The organism is Amycolatopsis sp. MtRt-6 (assembly GCF_017308975.1).
Classification (GTDB): domain Bacteria; phylum Actinomycetota; class Actinomycetes; order Mycobacteriales; family Pseudonocardiaceae; genus Amycolatopsis.
In genome coordinates this window covers 26,837-43,431 of record NZ_JADWPD010000055.1, presented here as the reverse complement: position 1 = coordinate 43,431, position 16,595 = coordinate 26,837, and the positions used below count along the sequence as shown (strand labels likewise).

Here is a 16,595-nt window from a genome sequence, read left to right as displayed (position 1 = left end):
GTTCAAGAAAACCGCAGGTCAACCACCCCTCAACGCCCGGCAACGGGTCCACAACATGCTGCACGCCCGAGCCCGGGCCCTGGGTGAACGCGCCATGGCCATCCTCAAAACCCGCTGGCAGGCATTGCACCGCATCACCCTCTGCCCCCACCGCATCGGCCACATCGTCCAAGCCGCCCTCGTCCTCACCCACCACGAACACCACGGACGCTACTGAGAAAACCTCAATGTGGCCTTGGTTGCGTTGAACGCACCGAAGGCCACATTGGGGCGCCGAACCACCCGCGCGGCGAGCGTCTTCGGCGCCACGAGGCGATCAGCCCGGCGCACCGCCCAAGATCAATCAGCCCGGCCGTGAACCGTGCGTAGTCAAGTCACCTCTTCGGGTGACTTTAGATCGAGGTTGGCTGCACTTAGGGACCCCCTGCCACCGTCGAAAAGGCAAGAAGCGAACCGTCTTCTTCGAGGAGCTTGCGTATGGGCGCGATCTGGGGGCAGAACCGCCGAAACGACCCGCAGGAAGCCTTGGCATTCCTCGAGGCGTTGCTGATCGGCTGTGAGGCCGGTGCGGGCGAAACCGTCCTGGTCGGTGGTGGACCGGCCAGTGGCAAGACCCAGCTGCAGAACCAGGTGGTGGCGAGTGCCCGGGAACTGGGCATCCTCACCCTCACCGCGACCGGGGCCGCCGACGAGCAGGACGTGGCGGGTGGGGTGATCGACCAGCTGCTGGCGAGCCCCGCGCTGCCGGGCGTGCTGACCGAACGCTATCCCGGCGACGGCACCGACGACGGGATCGCCGGGCTGTGCAGCGCGGTGCACCGGCTGGCCCGCGAGCGCGCGGTGCTCGTGGCCGTCGACGACCTCCACCACGTGGACGAAACCTCCGCGCGGCTGCTCCTGCGCCTGCAGCGCCGGACGCGGTCGGCCGGGTTGCTGCTGGTGTTCAACCACGCCGACTCCTGGTACGGGGGCGGTGGGCAGCCGTTCGCCGCGCAGCCGCACCGGCACGTGCAGCTGACGCCGCTTTCCGTGCGGGCCATCGCGGAGCTGGTGGCGGCGGAGGACCAGGACGTAGTACCCGAGCAGATCCACGAGCTCAGTGGTGGAAACCCGTTGCTGGTCAACGCTCTTCTCGACGCCCACCGCGGCAGCGCGGACACCGGCTCGGCGTACTCCGAGGCCGTGCAACGGCTTCTGCACCACTACGACTCGCCGCTGCGCGAGGTGGCGACGGCGATCGCGGTGCTGGACACCGATGTCACCACCGACGCGGTGGCCCTCGTCGCCGGTGTGGACCCGCTCGACGCCGAGACGTCGGCCGGCCGGCTCGCCGACACCGGACTGATCGCGGGTGTCCGGTTCCGGCAGCCGCCGGCCGCGGCCGCCGTGGTGGGTGGGCTGCGCGGGCCCGAGAAGGTGCGGCTGCACGCGCGAGCCGCCGAAGTGAAGCACGCGCGAGGGCTGCCCCCGGCCGATGTCGCCCGGCACCTCGTGGCCGCGGGTGAGGCGAACGCCGAATGGGCACTGCCGGTGCTGGTGGCCGCGGCCGAAGAGGTGATGCTCGCGGACGACATCGACTTCGCCACCCGCTGCCTGAAGCTCGCCGCGTCGGTGGCGGCGGCGCGGTGGGAGCAGCAGATGATCTCGCAGCTGCTGGCCAAGATCACCTGGCGGGTGAACCCGGCCGCCGCCGCGCCGCACCGGCAGTCGCTGCGCGACGCCGGTGACTCGCTGGACCAGGCCGACCGGATCGCGCTCGCACGACAGGCGCTGTGGCTCGGCGAGCGCGACACTTTCGAGGGCGCGTTCGGCGCGCTCCGCGACGACATCGAGCCGCTCGACCCGCGCACGGCCGCCGAGTTCGGCCTGGCCGGGCACTGGCACTACGGCGTCTCGGCGGCTTCGGCCGAACCGGACGATCCGTGGCTGCGCACGGCCAACGCGCTCGCCGCGGTGTGGCACACCGGCGGCACCGAAGCGACTTCGGCGTGCGCGGAACGGATCCTGCAGAACTGCCGGCTCTCGGACACCTCGCTCGAGGCACTCGCCACCGCCATCCTCGCGCTGGCCCACGACAACAAGGCCGACCGCGCCGAAGGCTGGTGGACCTCGCTCAGCGAGGAGGCCGAGTACCGCGGCGCGGTGACGTGGAAGGCGATGCTCGACGCGGTCGGGGCGAGCCTGCTGCTGCGCCGGGGCGACGCCGCGGGCGCGGCGGAGCGGGCGAAGGCGGCGCTGGCCCTGCTGGACGCGCCGAACTGGGGCGTCGCGATCTGCCACCCGCTGGCGACACTGCTCAGCGCGCACACCGCGACCGGGGCGTTCAAGGAAGCGGCGGCGGTACTGCGGCACCCGTTGCCGGACGCGGCGATGACGACGCTGGGCGGCGTCCGGTACCTGCGGGCGCGGGGGCACTTCCACCTGGCGACCAACCGGGGACTCGCCGCGGTCAGCGATTTCCAGCAGTGCCAGCGGATCCTGCGCGAGTGGAACCTCGAGCTGCCGACGATCGTGCCGTGGCGCACCGATCTCGCCGAGGGCAACCTGCGGCTGGGCAACCCGACACTGGCCGTCGAGCTGGCCCGGCAGCAGCTCGCGTGCGCCGCACCGACCGACGCCTACTCGCGGGGCGCCGCCCTGCGGGTGCTGGCGCTGGCCGGCGACGCCGCGGCGCGTCCCGGGCTGCTCGGCCGGGCGGCCGAGGCCTTCAGAGGGTCCGGCGACCGGCTGGAGCTGGCGAAGACCATGCGCACGCTCAACCAGCTCGGCCAGCGCGCGGAACGCGCCACGGGCCTGGTGAAGCCGGTTCACGTGCCGCGGCAGGCCGCCCGGTCGCCGCTGGCCCGCCCGCCGGCCGCGGCCCGGCCCGCCCTCGCGCGCCCGGAACCCGCTTCGGCGTCTTCGGCGCTGAGCGAAGCCGAGCTGCGGGTCGCCGAGCTCGCGGCGGAGGGTCACACGAACCGGCAGATCGCCCAGACGCTGTACATCACGGTGAGCACGGTCGAACAGCACCTCACCCGCGTGTACCGCAAGCTCGGCGTCGCCGGACGCGCCTCGCTGGCCTCCGAACTGACCCCCGTCGAAAACCCCCGAAGCCATTTCTAGCGGTTCTGTCAGGGGTGCCCCGCCCACGGCTAGGGGTGGGGTGCGCCCCGCGCTCGCTCGTAACGTACCGCGCCGACGACCATGTGACTCAGGAGAAGGTCTGCATGAACAAGTCCGACGACAAGCTGGTTCACGCCCTCCGTGTGTCCCTGAAGGAAACCGAGCGTCTTCGCGCGCAGAACAAGAAGCTCAGCGAGGCCGGTCACGAGCCGATCGCCATCGTCGGCATGGCCTGCCGGTTTCCCGGCGGCGTGAGCACGCCGGAGGAGCTGTGGCGGCTGCTGGCCGACGGCGCCGACGTCGTCGGCGAGTTCCCCACCGACCGCGGCTGGGACACCGACCGGCTTTACGACCCGACCGGCGAGCGGCCCGGCGCCAGCCGCACCCGGTACGGCGGGTTCCTGCACGACGCTCCCGAGTTCGACGCCGGGTTCTTCGGGTTCGGCGAGCGCGAGGCGCTCACCATGGACCCGCAGCAGCGCCTGCTGCTGGAGACCACCTGGGAGTCGTTCGAGCGGGCCGGCATCCCGCCCGCCTCGGTGAAGGGCAGCCCGGTCGGGGTGTTCACCGGGGTGATGTACCACAACTACCCGGGCCACTACGGTTCCTCCGCGGTGGTGTCCGGCCGGCTCGCCTACGCGTTCGGCCTCGAAGGGCCCACGGTCACCGTGGACACCGCGTGCTCGTCCTCGCTGGTGACCCTGCACATGGCCGTGCAGGCCCTGCGCCAGGGCGAGTGCTCGCTCGCGCTCTCCGGCGGCGTGTCGGTGATGGCCTCCCCGCAGACCTTCGCCGAATTCAGCGTCGACGACACGCTGTCCGTCGACGGCCGGTGCCGGTCGTTCGCCGAGTCCGCGGACGGCATCGGCTGGTCCGAAGGCGCCGGGATGCTGTTGCTGGAACGGCTTTCCGACGCGCGCCGCCACGGCCACCCGGTGTTCGCGGTCGTCCGCGGCAGCGCGGTCAACCAGAACGGCGCCTCGAACGGGATGATGTCGCCGCGGGGCCCGGCCCAGCAGCGGGTGATCCGCCAGGCGCTGGCCAACGCCCAGGTGCCGGGCGACCAGGTCGACCTCGTGGAAGCGCACGGCACGGCGACCCCGCTCGGCGACTCGGTCGAGGCGCAGGCGCTGCTGGCCACCTACGGGCAGGACCGGCCGGAAGGACGGCCGCTGTGGCTGGGCTCGGTCAAGTCGAACCTCGGGCACACCCAGGCCGCCGCGGGGGTGGCGTCGCTGCTCAAGGTCGTGCTCGCGCTCCGGAACGAGCTCCTGCCGCAGACACTGCACGTGGACGAGCCGAGCCACCGGGTGGACTGGGCCTCCGGCGGCGTCGCGCTGCTCACCGAACCCGTGGCCTGGCCGCGCGGCGAACGGCCACGCCGGGCCGCGGTGTCGGGGTTCGGCATGAGCGGCACCAACGCGCACGTGATCCTGGAGGAGGCACCCGAGCCCGAGGAAGTCTCCGCGGAGCGGGAAATCCCGGCGAGCACGCCGATCCCGTGGGTGCTGTCCGGCCGGAACCCCGAGTCGCTGCGCGCGCAGGCGGCGCGGCTGCTGGAGCACGTCCGCGGCAACCCCGAGCTCGACCCGCTCGACGTCGGCTACGCGCTGGCCACCGGCCGGTCGGCGTTCCCGTACCGGGCCGTGGTCACCGGGACCGGCCGCGAAGACCTGCTGAGCGGCCTGGCCGACGTGGCCGTGGGCGAGTCCTCGGCCGCGGTCGTGCACGGGGTGGCCCGCGGGGAGATGTCGACGGCCTTCCTGTTCTCCGGCAACGCGGTTCCGGGCAGCGGAGAGCTGGCCGCCACGTTCCCGGCGTTCGCCGCGGCCCACGAAGAAGCCCTCGCGAAGCTCGCCGAGCACGGCGACGGGGGGAACGGCACCGCGTTCGCCGTCGAGGTGGCGTTGTTCCGGCTGCTGGAATCCTGGGGGATCACCCCGGACTTCGTCACCGGGCACGGGGTGGGCGAGCTGAGCGCCGCCCACGTTTCCGGGGTGCTGTCGCTGTCGGACGCGGCCGCGCTGGTGGCGGGGACCGGCACCGACGTAAACAAGATCGCCGAAGGGCTGACCTACACGGCGCCGCACATCCCGGTGCTGCCGGGCGGCGGCGCCCAGCCGGCCACCGACGAGGAGTTGTGCACGCCGGCCTACTGGGTCCGGCGGCTCGCCGCGAAGGCACGCTTCGCGGACGGGGTCCGGTACCTCGAAGCCCAGGGCGTGAACCGGTTCGTCGAGTTCGGCCCGGCGGGTGCGCGGGAAAGCCTGACGGGCAACGCCCTCGTGGTGTCCGCGACGAGCGGGGACCGGTCCGCGGAAACCGTGACCACCCTGGCCGGAACGCTGCACGCGCACGGGGTCTCGCCGGACTGGCGGGCGTGCTTCGCCGGCCGTGGCGCGCGTCCGGCCGACCTGCCCACGTACGCCTTCCAGCGGAAGTGGTACTGGCTGCAGTCGGCCCCGATCTACGGCGACCCGGTCGCCCTCGGCCTCGAACCGGTGGATCACCCGCTGCTGGGTGCGGCCACCGTGCTCGCGGACTCCGAGGGCGTCGTGCTGTCCGGGCGCGTCTCCGCCGGCACCCATCCCTGGCTGACCGACCACGCGGTGGGCGGCTCGATCCTCTTCCCCGGCACGGCTTTCGTGGAACTGGCGATCCGGGCGGGGGACCGGGTGGACTGCTCCCGGCTGCGGGAACTGACGCTGCACGCGCCGCTGGCGTTGCCCGACGGCGGTGGCGTCCGGATCCAGGTGAGCGTCGACGCCCCGGACGGATCCGGGGCACGCGCGTTCGCGATCAGCTCGCGCACCGACGACCTCACCGGTGACGGGACGTGGACGCGGCACGCCGCCGGCGTGCTGGTCGCCGCGACCGGCACGACGTCGTTCGCGCCGGCCTCCTGGCCACCCGCCGGGGCCGAGCCGCTGGACCTCACGGGAATGTACGAGGAGATGGTGGAGCGCGGCCTGGACTACGGGCCGGTGTTCCGTGGCCTGCGAGCCGCGTGGCGCGGTGCGGACGAGGTCTTCGCCGAAGTGAGCCTGCCCGAACGGGCCCGGCGGGACGCGGCGGGCTTCGGGCTGCACCCCGCGGTGCTCGACGCGGCGCTGCACGCGCTCGGTTTCGCGGGTGACGCGGAGGGCGTGTCGGTCCCGTACGCCTGGTCCGGGGTGGAGCTGTTCGCCTCGGGTGCCGCGGCGGCGCGGGTGCGGTTGCGGCGCACGGACACCGACGTCGTCTCGCTGGACCTCGCCGACGTGGCCGGAAACCCGGTCGCCGCGGTCGCCTCGCTGAAACTGCGGCAGCTCTCCGAGGAGCAGCTGGCCGCCGCCCGCGGTGCCGCGGCGGTGCGCCGGGCACCCGCCCGGGCACCCGCGCCGGCCGCCCCCGAGGCCGACCCGGACTCCTTGCGGGGCAAGCTGCTCGCGCTTCCGGCCACCGAACGGCTCAAGGCCGTGCGGGGGTTCGTCCTCGCCAACGTCGCCGCGGTGCTCGACCAGGACTCGGCGGACCTCATCGACGCCGACCGCGTGTTCAACGACCTCGGCTTCACCTCCCTGCTCGCCGTCGAGCTGCGCAACCAGCTCGGCGCGGCCACCGGGCTGTCCCTGCCGCCCACCCTGGTGTTCGACTTCCCGACCGCGGCGGACCTGGCCGAGCACCTGTACCAGGCACTGCTCGGCGAGCTGGGCGCCAGGCAGGAGCCGGTCGCGCCGACGACCGTCGCCGGTGACGAGCCGATCGCGATCATCGGGATGGCGTGCCGGTACCCGGGAGAGGTCGGCAGCCCGGAAGAGCTGTGGCAGCTCGCGGCCACCGGCGGTGACGGGGTCTCGCCGTTCCCCACGGACCGGTCCTGGGACATGGACTACTGGCTCGGCCTCGTCGAGGCGAGCGGGCGGCAGCCGCAGGGCGGGTTCGTGCCCGGCATCACCGGCTTCGACGCGGCCTTCTTCGGGATCAGCCCGCACGAAGCGGCGATGATCGAACCGCAGCAGCGGATGCTGATGGAGGCCAGCTGGGAGGCGCTGGAGCGGGCCGGGATCGACCCGGTTTCGCTCAAGGGCAGCGACACCGGGGTGTTCGCCGGGGTGATGAAGTCGGACTTCGACCCCGGGCCGGCCGGCGACATGGCGACCAACGGCCTGTTCCGCAGCACCGGCGTGCTCGGCAGCGTGGTGTCCGGCCGGGTGTCCTACGCGCTCGGCCTGGAGGGGCCGTCGGTCTCGATCGACACCGCCTGCTCGTCGTCCCTGGTGGCGCTGCACACGGCGAGCCACGCGCTGAACCAGGGCGACTGCTCGCTCGCGCTGATCGGGGGCGTTTCGGCGCTCACCTCGCCGAGCCCGTTCGCCCACTTCGATTCCGGCGGCACCGCCGCCGACGGCCGGTCCAAGTCCTTCTCCGCCGACGCGGACGGCATCGGCTGGTCCGAAGGTGTCGGTGTCCTCGTGGTCGCCCGGCTTTCGGACGCCCTGCGCGACGGCCGCGAGGTCCTCGCGGTGATCCGGTCGAGCGCGGTGGGCCAGGACGGCGCGTCCAACGGGCTGACCGCGCCGAGCGGTCCCTCGCAGGAACGCGTGATCCGCCGGGCTCTCGCCGTCGCCGGGCTGCGACCGTCCGATGTGGACGTGGTGGAGGCGTCCGCGACCGGCTCGACCCTGGGCGATCCGATCGAGGCGCGCGCCCTGCTGTCGGTCTACGGGCAGGACCGGCCGGCGGACCGGCCGCTGTGGCTGGGCTCGGTCAAGTCGAACATCGGGCACAGCCAGGCCGCCTCCGGGGTCGCCGGCGTCATCAAGATGGTGATGGCGCTGCGGCACGGGCAGCTGCCGATGACCCGGTACGCCGGCAACCCGACCGAACAGGTCGACTGGTCGGCGGGGCAGGTCAGGCTGCTGGCGGAGACCATCCCGTGGCCCGGCCACGGACGTCCGCGGCGCGCCGGTGTCTCCTCCTTCGGGTACAGCGGGACCAACGCGCACGTGATCATCGAGCAGGCGCCCGCGCCGGAGAAGCGGGAAGAACCCGCCACGCCCGAGCGGGACGGGCCGCTGCCGCCGCTGCTGCTGTCGGCGCGCAGCCGGGAAGCCGTGCCGCTGCAGGCACAGCGGTTGCTGTCCCGGCTGACCGCCGGTGACGCACCCGACCCGCACGACCTCGCGTACTCGCTGGCCACCTTCCGGACCGCGGCTTCGCACCGCGCGGCCGTGATCGGCGAGGACCGGCAGCAGCTGCTCGACGGGCTCGCCGCGCTGGCGAAGGACGAGCCCGTCGCGACAGTGCTGCGCGGCAGCGTCCGCGCGGGCGCGAAGACGGCGTTCCTGTTCTCCGGCCACGGCGTCGTCCGGCCCGGCACCGGCGCGGACCTCTGCGCGGCCTTCCCCGCGTTCGCCAGGGAGTTCACCGAGGTGAGCGAGAGGTTCCGGGCATACCTGGACCGGCCGCTGACGGACGCGCTGTTCGCCGAGGAGCACTCGGCCGGTGCGCAGCTGCTCGACCGGGCGACGTTCGCGCACGCGGCGTTGTTCACCGTGCAGGTCGCCCTGTTCCGGCTGCTCGAGTTCTGGGGGCAGCGACCGGACTTCGTGCTCGGCCACTCCGGCGGCGAGGTCGCGGCCGCGCACGTGGCGGGCGTGCTGTCGCTGCCGGACGCGGTCAAGCTCGTCGCGAGTCGCGCGCAGCTGCTGGAAGAGCTGCCGGGCGGCGCGATGGTCGCGGTCGCGGCGAGCGAGGACGAGGTCCGCCCGCTGCTGAGCGCGAAGGTGGCACTCGCCGAGGTCAACGGGCCGGATTCCGTCGTCCTGTCCGGCGACGAGGAAGCGGTGCTCGAGATCGCCGCCCACTGGGCGGAACGGGGCCGGGAGACCCGGCGGCTGTCCGTGCGGCAGGCCGCGCATTCGCCGCTGGTGGACGAGGTGCTGGACGAGCTGGCCGAGATCGCCGCGGAGCCGGCGTACGGTGCCGCGCGCATTCCGGTGGTCTCGACGGTCACCGGTGCCCCGGCCGGGGCCGAGCTGGCCGAGCCCGCGCACTGGGTGGCCACCCTGCGGCAGCCGGTCCGCTTCCTCGACGCGGTCCGCAGTCTGGAGGCGGCGGGCGTGAACCGGTTCGTGGACCTCGGCCCCGGCGGGGGGCTGGTGGCGCACGTGCGGTCCGGCCTGACCGGGCCGGGCGAGGACGTCACCGCCCTGACCGTGCTGGCCGGCGACCACGCCGAGACCACCGCGGTGCTGCGGGCGGCCGGGCAGCTGCACGTGGACGGCCTCGGCCTCGACGGCACCCGGCTGTTCGCCGGGCAGGAGGTGCGGCGGGTGCCGGTGCCGCCGTATGCGTTCCACCGCAAGCGGTTCTGGCCGGACCTGGACATGGAGGCGATCAGGGCGAGCGGCGACCTGGCCACCACCGGGCTCGAGTCGACCGGGCACCCGCTCGTCGGCGCGGCGATGTGGCCGGCGGACTCGGACGGCCTCGTGCTCAGCGGCAGGCTCTCGCTCGCCACCCACCCGTGGCTGGCCGAGCACACCGTCGGCGGCGAGATCCTGGTGCCGGGGGCGGCGTTCGTCGAGATCGCCGTCCGCGCCGGCGACGAAGCGGGCTGCGGCCGGGTCGAGGAGCTGACCGTGCACACGCCGCTCGTGCTGCCGGAGCGCGGAAAGGTGCAGGTCCAGGCCGTGGTCGGCGCGCGCGACGAGGCCGGGGCCCGGACGCTGACGGTGTATTCGCGCGCCGACGACCCGATCGCCACGTGGACCCGGCACGCGACCGGGCAGCTGGCCGGCGGCGGAACGGTCAAGCCGGCGGGACTGGCGGAGTGGCCGCCCGCCGGGGCCGAACCGGTGCCGGTGACCGGCCGGGACGCGGCGCTGGCCGCCGCGGGGCTCGGCTACGGCCCCGCGTTCCAGGGCCTGCGCGCGGGCTGGCGCCGGGGTGCCGAGGTGTTCGCCGAGGTGAGCCTCGGTCAGGAGGCGAGCCTGCAGGCCGACCGGTTCGGCCTGCACCCGGCCGCGCTGGACGCCGCGGTGCAGGCGTTCGGCCTGCGCCCGGGCGGGCAGCCGGGGCTCCCGGTGGCCTGGACGGGGGTCGAGCTGCACGCCACCGCGGCGTCGAAGCTGCGGGTGCGGCTGACCCCGCTCGGTGCGGACGCGGTCGCGGTGACGCTGGCCGATCAGGCGGGCAAGCCGGTGGCCTCGATCGAGGCCGTGACGGTCCGCCCCGTCGCCGAGGTGCGGGAAACCGCAGGCGCGCCCGCGGAGACCACCAGGACCGGACGACGGGGACCGGCGCCGGCACGGCGCGCGGCGAGCCCGGCCGTCGCGGCCGACCCGGCGGCGCTGCGCAAGCGGCTGGCCGGGCACGGCCCGGCCCAGCGGGAGAAGCTCCTCCTGCGGATCGTGCTCGAGCACACCGCGGCCGTGCTCGGCTACGCGGACCCCGACGCGGTCGACCCGAACCGGCACTTCCTCGAATCGGGCTTCGACTCGGTCACCGCGGTGGGCCTGCGCAACAGCCTCAACGAGGCCACCGGGCTGGACGTGGCCCAGACGGTCGTCTTCGACCACCAGACCCCGGTGGCGCTGACCGCGCACCTGCTGGCCGAACTCGACGCCGTCCCCGGCGCCGCGGATCCGGCGTCCGACGGGCTGAAGCAGCTGTTCACCGAGGCCGTCCGCGCGGGGCAGACGGAGGAAGGGCTCGGCCTGCTGAGCGCGGCGGCCCGGTTGCGCCCGGCGTTCCGGTCGGCGGCGGACATCGACCAGCTGCCGGCACCGGTCCGGCTGACCGAGGGAACACGGCGGACGCAGCTGTTCTGCCTGGCCACCCCGGCGGCGATGGGCGGCGCGTACCAGTACGCGCGGCTGGCCACGCACTTCCGTGGCGTGCGCACGCTGTCGGCGGTGCCGATGCCGGGCTTCCTGGCGGGCGAGCGGCTGCCCGAGTCGGCCGAGGCCATCGTGGACGTGCTGACCGAGAGCATCCACAAGGCGATCGGCGACGAGCCGTTCGCGTTGCTCGGTTATTCGTCGGCGGGGATCCTCGCGCACGCCGTCGCGGGCCGGCTGGAGGAGTCGGGCACCGGCCCGGCCGCGGTCGTCCTGCTGGACACCTACGCCGCCAGTGGCGAGGACGTGCGGCGCAGCGACCAGGAGGAGCGGGACAAGGCCACCCTCGGCCTGGTCTCGGGGCTGCTGGACAACGAGGAGCGGTACGGGCCGTACGACCGGACCAAGCTCACCGCGCTCGCCCGGTACCTGGACATCCTCCCCGAGATCGCCCTGCCCGAGATCGCGGCGCCGAGCCTGCTGGTGCGGCCGGAGGACCGGTTCAGCGTCGGCGAGGCCGAGCCTTCGGACTCGGAGGCCTGGCGAACGGCGTGGAGCCTCGCCGGCACGGACGTGGTGGTCCCGGGCGACCACTTCAGCCTGGTCGAGGCCGACGCGGCGACGACGGCACAGGCGGTCGAGGAGTGGCTCGGTTCGTGAGTTCTCCGTAATGAACACCGCGAACCCCGCGCTACGGCGCGGGGTTCGCGGTTTTGGTGGTCGGGTTCGGGGTGGCGGGACAGCACACAGCACTGTGCCGCCGACCGCGGCTGCGGTCGGCGGCAACCCGAAGTGCCTTCCCGGTCAGCGGCTCCCGGCACCACGGCGGTCGGCGACGACCGCGGCGATGATGTCGTCCAGGGTGCGGGCCGGCGCGAAGCCGATCTGCCGGTTCGCCCGCGTGCAGTCCGGGATGCGGCGCTGCATGTCCTCGTAGCCGTCGCCGTAGGCCTCCTCGTACGGCACCTTCGAAATCGTGCTCGAAGACCCGGTCGCGGCGATCACGCGCTCGGCGAGCTGCGAGATCGTCGTCTGCTCGGTGCTGCCGAGGTTGAACACCTTGCCGTACGCCGTTTCGTCGGCCAGCAGGGCCACCAGCGCGGGCACGACGTCGTGGACGTGGCAGAAGCAGCGCGTCTGCTGGCCGTCGCCGAACACCGTGATCGGCTCGCCGGCCAGTGCCTGCGTCACGAACCGGGGGATGACCATGCCGTAGCGGCCCGTCTGGCGGGGGCCGACCGTGTTGAACGGGCGGACGATCACCGTGCGCAGGCCGTGCTCGACCGCGTACAGGTGGGCGAACGTCTCGTCCAGTGCCTTGGCCTCGGCGTAGGACCAGCGGTTCTTCAACGGCGAGCCGATGATCCGGTCGGCGTCCTCGGTGAGGCCGTCGGCGGTGTTCTTGCCGTAGATCTCGCTGGTGGACGCCACCAGGATCGGCACGTCGTGCTGCAGCGCGGCGTCCAGCATCGTTTCGGTGCCGTGCAGGTTGGTGCGGAGGCTCTCCATCGTCTTGTCGAGGATGGTGAAGACGCCGACCGCGGCCGCGAGGTGGAAGATCGCGTCGACGCCGGGCATGCACCCCTCGACCGCCGCCGGGTCGGTCACCGAGCCGCGCACGAACCGGAACGCGGGGTCGTCCCGGTGGGCGGCGAGGTTGTCGAGCGTGCCGGTGCTGAGGTTGTCGAGCGCGACGACCTCGTGGCCGCCCCGCAGGAGGTGCTCGGTCAGGTGGGAGCCGATGAAGCCGGCACCGCCGGTGATGAGGTAACGCACGTCGGAAGTCCTCTCAGTTCGCAAAAAGCGCGGAATCGAAGCGATAGGTGGCGTCGATGACGACCTCGCACCGCGCGAGCCAGTCGTAGCCGTGGCCGGGCTGGATGGTGTGGATCAGGGCGACGTCCCAGTCGCCGCCGTCCGGCTCGGTGACGCTGTCCAGCGCGCCGCCCGTGACGCGGATGTTCGGCACCAGCGGGTCGTAGTAGCCGACCTTCGCGTCCTTCGCCGCCAGCAGGTCGATGATGTCCAGCGCGGAGGAGGACCGGACGTCCTGGACGCCGGGCTTGTACGTCACGCCGACCACCAGCACCCGGGCGCCCGCCATGCCCTTCCCGTTGCGGGACAACGTGTTCACCACCCGCTCGACGACCTGCTTCGGCCGCTCGGCGATGGCGTGCATGGCCTGGGTGACCAGCGGCGCGTTGTTCTGCGTCGCCCGCAGCTGCCACAGCAGGTAGTGCGGGTCGCACGGGATGCAGTGGCCGCCGACGCCGGGGCCGGGGTGGAAGGCCATGAAGCCGTAGGGCTTGCTCGCCGCCGCGTCGATCACCTCGATGGGGTCGATCGAGAAGCCGTCGCTGATCTCCGCGAACTCGTTGGCCAGCGCGATGTTCACCGCGCGGAACGTGTTCTCGTACAACTTGGTCAGCTCAGCCGCTTCGGCGGAGCTGACGCAGTGCACCCGCGGGGTCAGCAGGTTGATCACGCGCTGCGCCATCGCGGTGCAGGTCGGGGTCACCCCGCCCAGCACGCGCGGGGTTTCCTGCTGCGTGTGCGTGACGTTGCCGGGGTCGATGCGCTCGGGGCTGGACGCGACGAAGATGTCGCGGCCGACCTTGAACCCCTTGGCGATCAGCGGCTTGACCAGCAGCCGCCCGGCGGTGCCGACGTAGCTGGTGGAGGTGAGGATCAGGGTCTGGCCGGTCCGCGCGTGCGCGATCAGCGCCGCGCAGGCGCTCTCCAGCGGGCCGAGGTCGGGCATCAGGTACTCGTCGAGCCCGGTCGGCACGCACACCAGCACCGCGTCGGCGCCGGCCATCCGCGCCGAGTCGGTGGTGAGCTGGAAGTCCTCCTGGTGCACGGCCTTCTCCAGCCGGCGGTGGTCGGCGTCGATCAGGTCGACCTCGCCGGCGCGGATCGCGTCGAGGCGGTTCTGCGAGAGGTCGATGCCGATCACCTCGACGCCGTTCTCGTGCAGGCCGAGCGCGGTCGGGAGGCCGACGTAGCCCATCCCGATCACCGCGACCGAGGTCAGCTTGTTCAGGTCGGCCAGGGTTTCGTATTCAGCGACAGTACTGGTCATTCCGGTTCACCCGTCTCTTGCGCGGTTCGAAGTGGTCTGAGGCGAATTCAGTGCACGATCCGGACGATCTCGAACGCTTCGGCGAGACCGGAGGAGATCTGCGAACCGCGGTATTCGGCGAGGGCGCGGACGCCTCGTTCGCTCCGCGGGTGGGGCCACTCTTCGAGTTCCTTGCCGTACGCGCGAAGCGCTTCGATCTTGCGGTCGACGTGCGTTTCCTCGAGGCGCTGCCAGCAGTTGGGGCGAAAGGTGACCGGCAGCCCGGAGGCTTCGCCGACGTCGGTGGCCGAGCGGATCTCGAACGTCCGCACCTCCTGCACGCTGCCCTTGCCCGGCCGGCCCGCCACCCGCGCGGCGCGGCTGACCAGCGCGTGGTCGGTGCTCAGGTCGCACATGCTCGTGGTGAGGATGGTGTCGGGCTCGAAGTCGCGGACCTCGTTTTCGACGACCCGGTTGAGCTCGAGGTGGCTGACCGTGTCGAGGCGGTTGTCGCCGAACTCGTTGATGCGCACGCGTTCGATGCCCAGCGTCTTCGCGGCCAGCTCGATCGCGGCGGTGCGGTTGACGACGCCGGTGCCGGTCGGCGACCGCGAGCCGTCGTCGTTGGTCAGGATGCAGAGCGCCACCGTCACGCCCTCGTCGGCGAGCCGGGCGATGGTGCCGCCCGCGCCGAGTGTCTCGTCGTCGCCGTGCGCTCCCACGACCAGGAGCTTGCGTATTTTCCTGTGCATACCGATCCCCAGCCCTAGGCGCCGAACACCGTGGCGAGCACGGCATAACGGAGGTGAATGTATTTCCGGACGTGACGGAAATCTGTCATCCGCGGGCGACGACCGACAACCCCTAAAGACGGTCTAAAGCGGACCTTGGCCCGCGCGGCGCGTGGGGTAGGGGCGCCGGTTCCCGGCGCGGTTCCGGGGCCGTTAGGGGTGGAAAGTGCCCGGTACGCGCTCGTATTCTCGTTTCCGGGGGCCGGTGTCGCCGAAAGGCGGTCAATCCCCGGTTCGAGAAGCTTCGAGGAGGGCGGCGATGCCGTCGAGGACGCGGTCCAGGCCGAATTCGACGTCCGTGGCCGTCGGGTACTCCCGCCGGGTCGCGAGGGCGGCCACGTGGGGATAGCCGCGGTCGGCGAGCAGGGGCCGGAGGAACGCGCGGACGCCGTCGGCGTGCGCGGGGAAACTCGCGGAGTCCGGGTCGACGCGGGCACGCAGGCGTTCGGCCGTGCCGCGGGTGAAGTCCGCCACCAGCCTCGCGCAGCCGAGCGCGTCCACATCGGACAGACCGGCGGCGGACAGCGCCGCCAGCAGGACTTCCGTCCAGCGCAGCAGGTGCGGGGTGACGGCATCGCCGCGGACCGGGACGTCCAGCAGCCAGGGCCGGGCGCGGTAGCGGTCCAGCGCGGCCTCGGTCCAGGCCCGTGCGGTGGCCCGCCACCCCGGGCCGCCCAGCGGTTCCGGGGGCGGCCCGAACCCGGCGTCCGCCAGGAGGACCAGCAGTTCGTCCTTCGAGCCGACGTAGCGGTACAGCGCGTTGGTGGTCAGCCCGAGCGAGGCGGCGATGTTGGGCAGCGACGCGGCCGCCAGCCCGTCGGCGTCGGCGAGTTCGACGGCGGCGGCGACGATCTGCGCCACGCTGTGCGACGGCTTGGGACCCCGGCGGGGCCGCGGTGGGGTGCCCCAGGCAGGCGCCAGCCCGGGAGGCAGCTCCGGCTGGCCGGTGGCATCGGGCTCGGTCGTCATCTTTCGCTCCGCGGTGTCCTCAAGTAAACTGTGCAAGGCATACACTAATCAAGCCGGAGGGCTAAGGCTGGAGGGCCGGGAAAATGGTTGTGGCGCTGCGGGCGCGAGGTGAGGGCGCATGAGCGCGGCCGGCCGGGTCACCGAGCTGGACCGGAAGCTGGCGGCCACCGAGATCGAGCACATCCGCTCGACGGGCGAGTGCGACGTCGCCGAGGCGGCCCGGCGACTCGCCCTGGTCCAGACCGCGACCACGCACGCCGCGCTGCGGGTCGCGGTCGACGGCCGGGCCGGCGACGCGATCCCGCCGGCGCTCGAGGCGGCGCCGCGGATCGCGACCGCGCTGTGGCTGCTCGTCAGCGCCGTCCATGTCGTCATCTGGCTGGTGACCGGCGTGACCGGCGGCGACTGGGACCCGTGGCCGCTTTGGGTGCTGTTCGGCGGCGGCGTGCTGGTGGCCGGCGTGTGGGCAGCTCGCGAGTGGGACCGCCGCCTGCGCTCGGTGGCGCGGGCGGGCTGACGGGGCCGGGGTGGCCAAGGCCACGGGCGGCCGTTAAACTGTGCAAGGTTTACACAGTTATCCTGCCAACCCGATATGGGGGACCTCATGCCGGAAAGTATCGACCAAGCCCGGTCCAAGAGCGGCCTCGCCCGCTCGATCGTCACGATCGTGTGGGCGGTCGTCGGCGGCGCCCAGTTCGTGATCTGGCTGCTCATGTGCCTGATCAGCATGAGCTTCAAGGCGCCGTTCTGGCTGTGGACGGTCGTCGTCGGCGGAGCCGTGCTGCTGGTCTGGTGGTACGCCGACCCGGCGCGGCGGACCCGGGAAGGATCGGTGTGAGCGAC

General features: G+C 72.9%; 9 protein-coding genes. 5 read left to right on the top strand and 4 right to left on the bottom strand.

Features of this window, described 5'->3' with window-relative positions; all coding sequences use genetic code 11:
• Positions 1-55 precede the first annotated feature (55 nt).
• The 3 genes from I4Q55_RS47915 (at position 56) to I4Q55_RS47905 (ending at position 11,591) form a co-directional block, all read left to right on the top strand.
• Positions 56-217: a transposase family protein gene (locus tag I4Q55_RS47915; RefSeq protein ID WP_374194461.1), complete on the top strand. Its 162-nt coding sequence runs from the start codon at positions 56-58 to the stop codon at positions 215-217.
• Positions 218-477: 260 nt separating this feature from the next.
• On the top strand, positions 478-3,105 hold the full coding sequence (locus I4Q55_RS47910; protein WP_206797645.1) for a LuxR family transcriptional regulator: 2,628 nt from the start codon (positions 478-480) through the stop codon (positions 3,103-3,105).
• Between the two features lie 104 nt (positions 3,106-3,209).
• On the top strand, positions 3,210-11,591 hold the full coding sequence (locus tag I4Q55_RS47905) for a type I polyketide synthase (RefSeq protein ID WP_206797644.1): 8,382 nt from the start codon (positions 3,210-3,212) through the stop codon (positions 11,589-11,591).
• A gap of 144 nt (positions 11,592-11,735) precedes the next feature.
• Here the strand turns inward: I4Q55_RS47905 and I4Q55_RS47900 are convergent, their stop codons facing one another.
• From I4Q55_RS47900 to I4Q55_RS47885, 4 genes are all read right to left on the bottom strand, one after another.
• The gene (locus tag I4Q55_RS47900; RefSeq protein WP_206797642.1) at positions 11,736-12,707 is read right to left on the bottom strand and encodes an NAD-dependent epimerase/dehydratase family protein; all 972 of its coding nucleotides are present in this window, start codon (positions 12,705-12,707) and stop codon (positions 11,736-11,738) included.
• Positions 12,708-12,720: 13 nt separating this feature from the next.
• Entirely contained in the window at positions 12,721-14,013 is a 1,293-nt protein-coding gene (locus tag I4Q55_RS47895) for a nucleotide sugar dehydrogenase (protein WP_206797640.1), read from the bottom strand.
• A gap of 47 nt (positions 14,014-14,060) precedes the next feature.
• A complete protein-coding gene (locus tag I4Q55_RS47890; protein WP_206797638.1) occupies positions 14,061-14,744 on the bottom strand; it encodes a PIG-L deacetylase family protein in 684 nt (227 codons plus the stop codon).
• Between the two features lie 261 nt (positions 14,745-15,005).
• On the bottom strand, positions 15,006-15,752 hold the full coding sequence (locus tag I4Q55_RS47885) for a TetR/AcrR family transcriptional regulator (RefSeq protein ID WP_206797636.1): 747 nt from the start codon (positions 15,750-15,752) through the stop codon (positions 15,006-15,008).
• A 118-nt stretch (positions 15,753-15,870) separates the two neighbouring features.
• On the opposite strand from I4Q55_RS47885, the gene I4Q55_RS47880 reads away from it, so the two are divergent.
• Together I4Q55_RS47880 and I4Q55_RS47875 are read left to right on the top strand one after the other, a co-directional pair.
• Positions 15,871-16,269, top strand: a complete 399-nt coding sequence (locus I4Q55_RS47880) for a hypothetical protein (protein WP_206797634.1) — start codon at positions 15,871-15,873, stop codon at positions 16,267-16,269.
• Positions 16,270-16,356: 87 nt separating this feature from the next.
• A complete protein-coding gene (locus I4Q55_RS47875; protein WP_206797633.1) occupies positions 16,357-16,590 on the top strand; it encodes a hypothetical protein in 234 nt (77 codons plus the stop codon).
• The last annotated feature ends 5 nt before the right edge of the window (positions 16,591-16,595 follow it).

What these genes read in the sequence shown, in the direction of transcription:
- I4Q55_RS47915 (WP_374194461.1), top strand. Translation starts at nt 56, where the DNA reads ATGCTGCACGCCCGAGCCCGGGCCCTGGGTGAACGCGCCATGGCCATC.
- I4Q55_RS47910 (WP_206797645.1), top strand. Translation starts at nt 478, where the DNA reads ATGGGCGCGATCTGGGGGCAGAACCGCCGAAACGACCCGCAGGAAGCC.
- I4Q55_RS47905 (WP_206797644.1), top strand. Translation starts at nt 3,210, where the DNA reads ATGAACAAGTCCGACGACAAGCTGGTTCACGCCCTCCGTGTGTCCCTG.
- I4Q55_RS47895 (WP_206797640.1), bottom strand. Translation starts at nt 14,013, where the DNA reads ATGACCAGTACTGTCGCTGAATACGAAACCCTGGCCGACCTGAACAAG.
- I4Q55_RS47890 (WP_206797638.1), bottom strand. Translation starts at nt 14,744, where the DNA reads ATGCACAGGAAAATACGCAAGCTCCTGGTCGTGGGAGCGCACGGCGAC.
- I4Q55_RS47885 (WP_206797636.1), bottom strand. Translation starts at nt 15,752, where the DNA reads ATGACGACCGAGCCCGATGCCACCGGCCAGCCGGAGCTGCCTCCCGGG.
- I4Q55_RS47880 (WP_206797634.1), top strand. Translation starts at nt 15,871, where the DNA reads ATGAGCGCGGCCGGCCGGGTCACCGAGCTGGACCGGAAGCTGGCGGCC.
- I4Q55_RS47875 (WP_206797633.1), top strand. Translation starts at nt 16,357, where the DNA reads ATGCCGGAAAGTATCGACCAAGCCCGGTCCAAGAGCGGCCTCGCCCGC.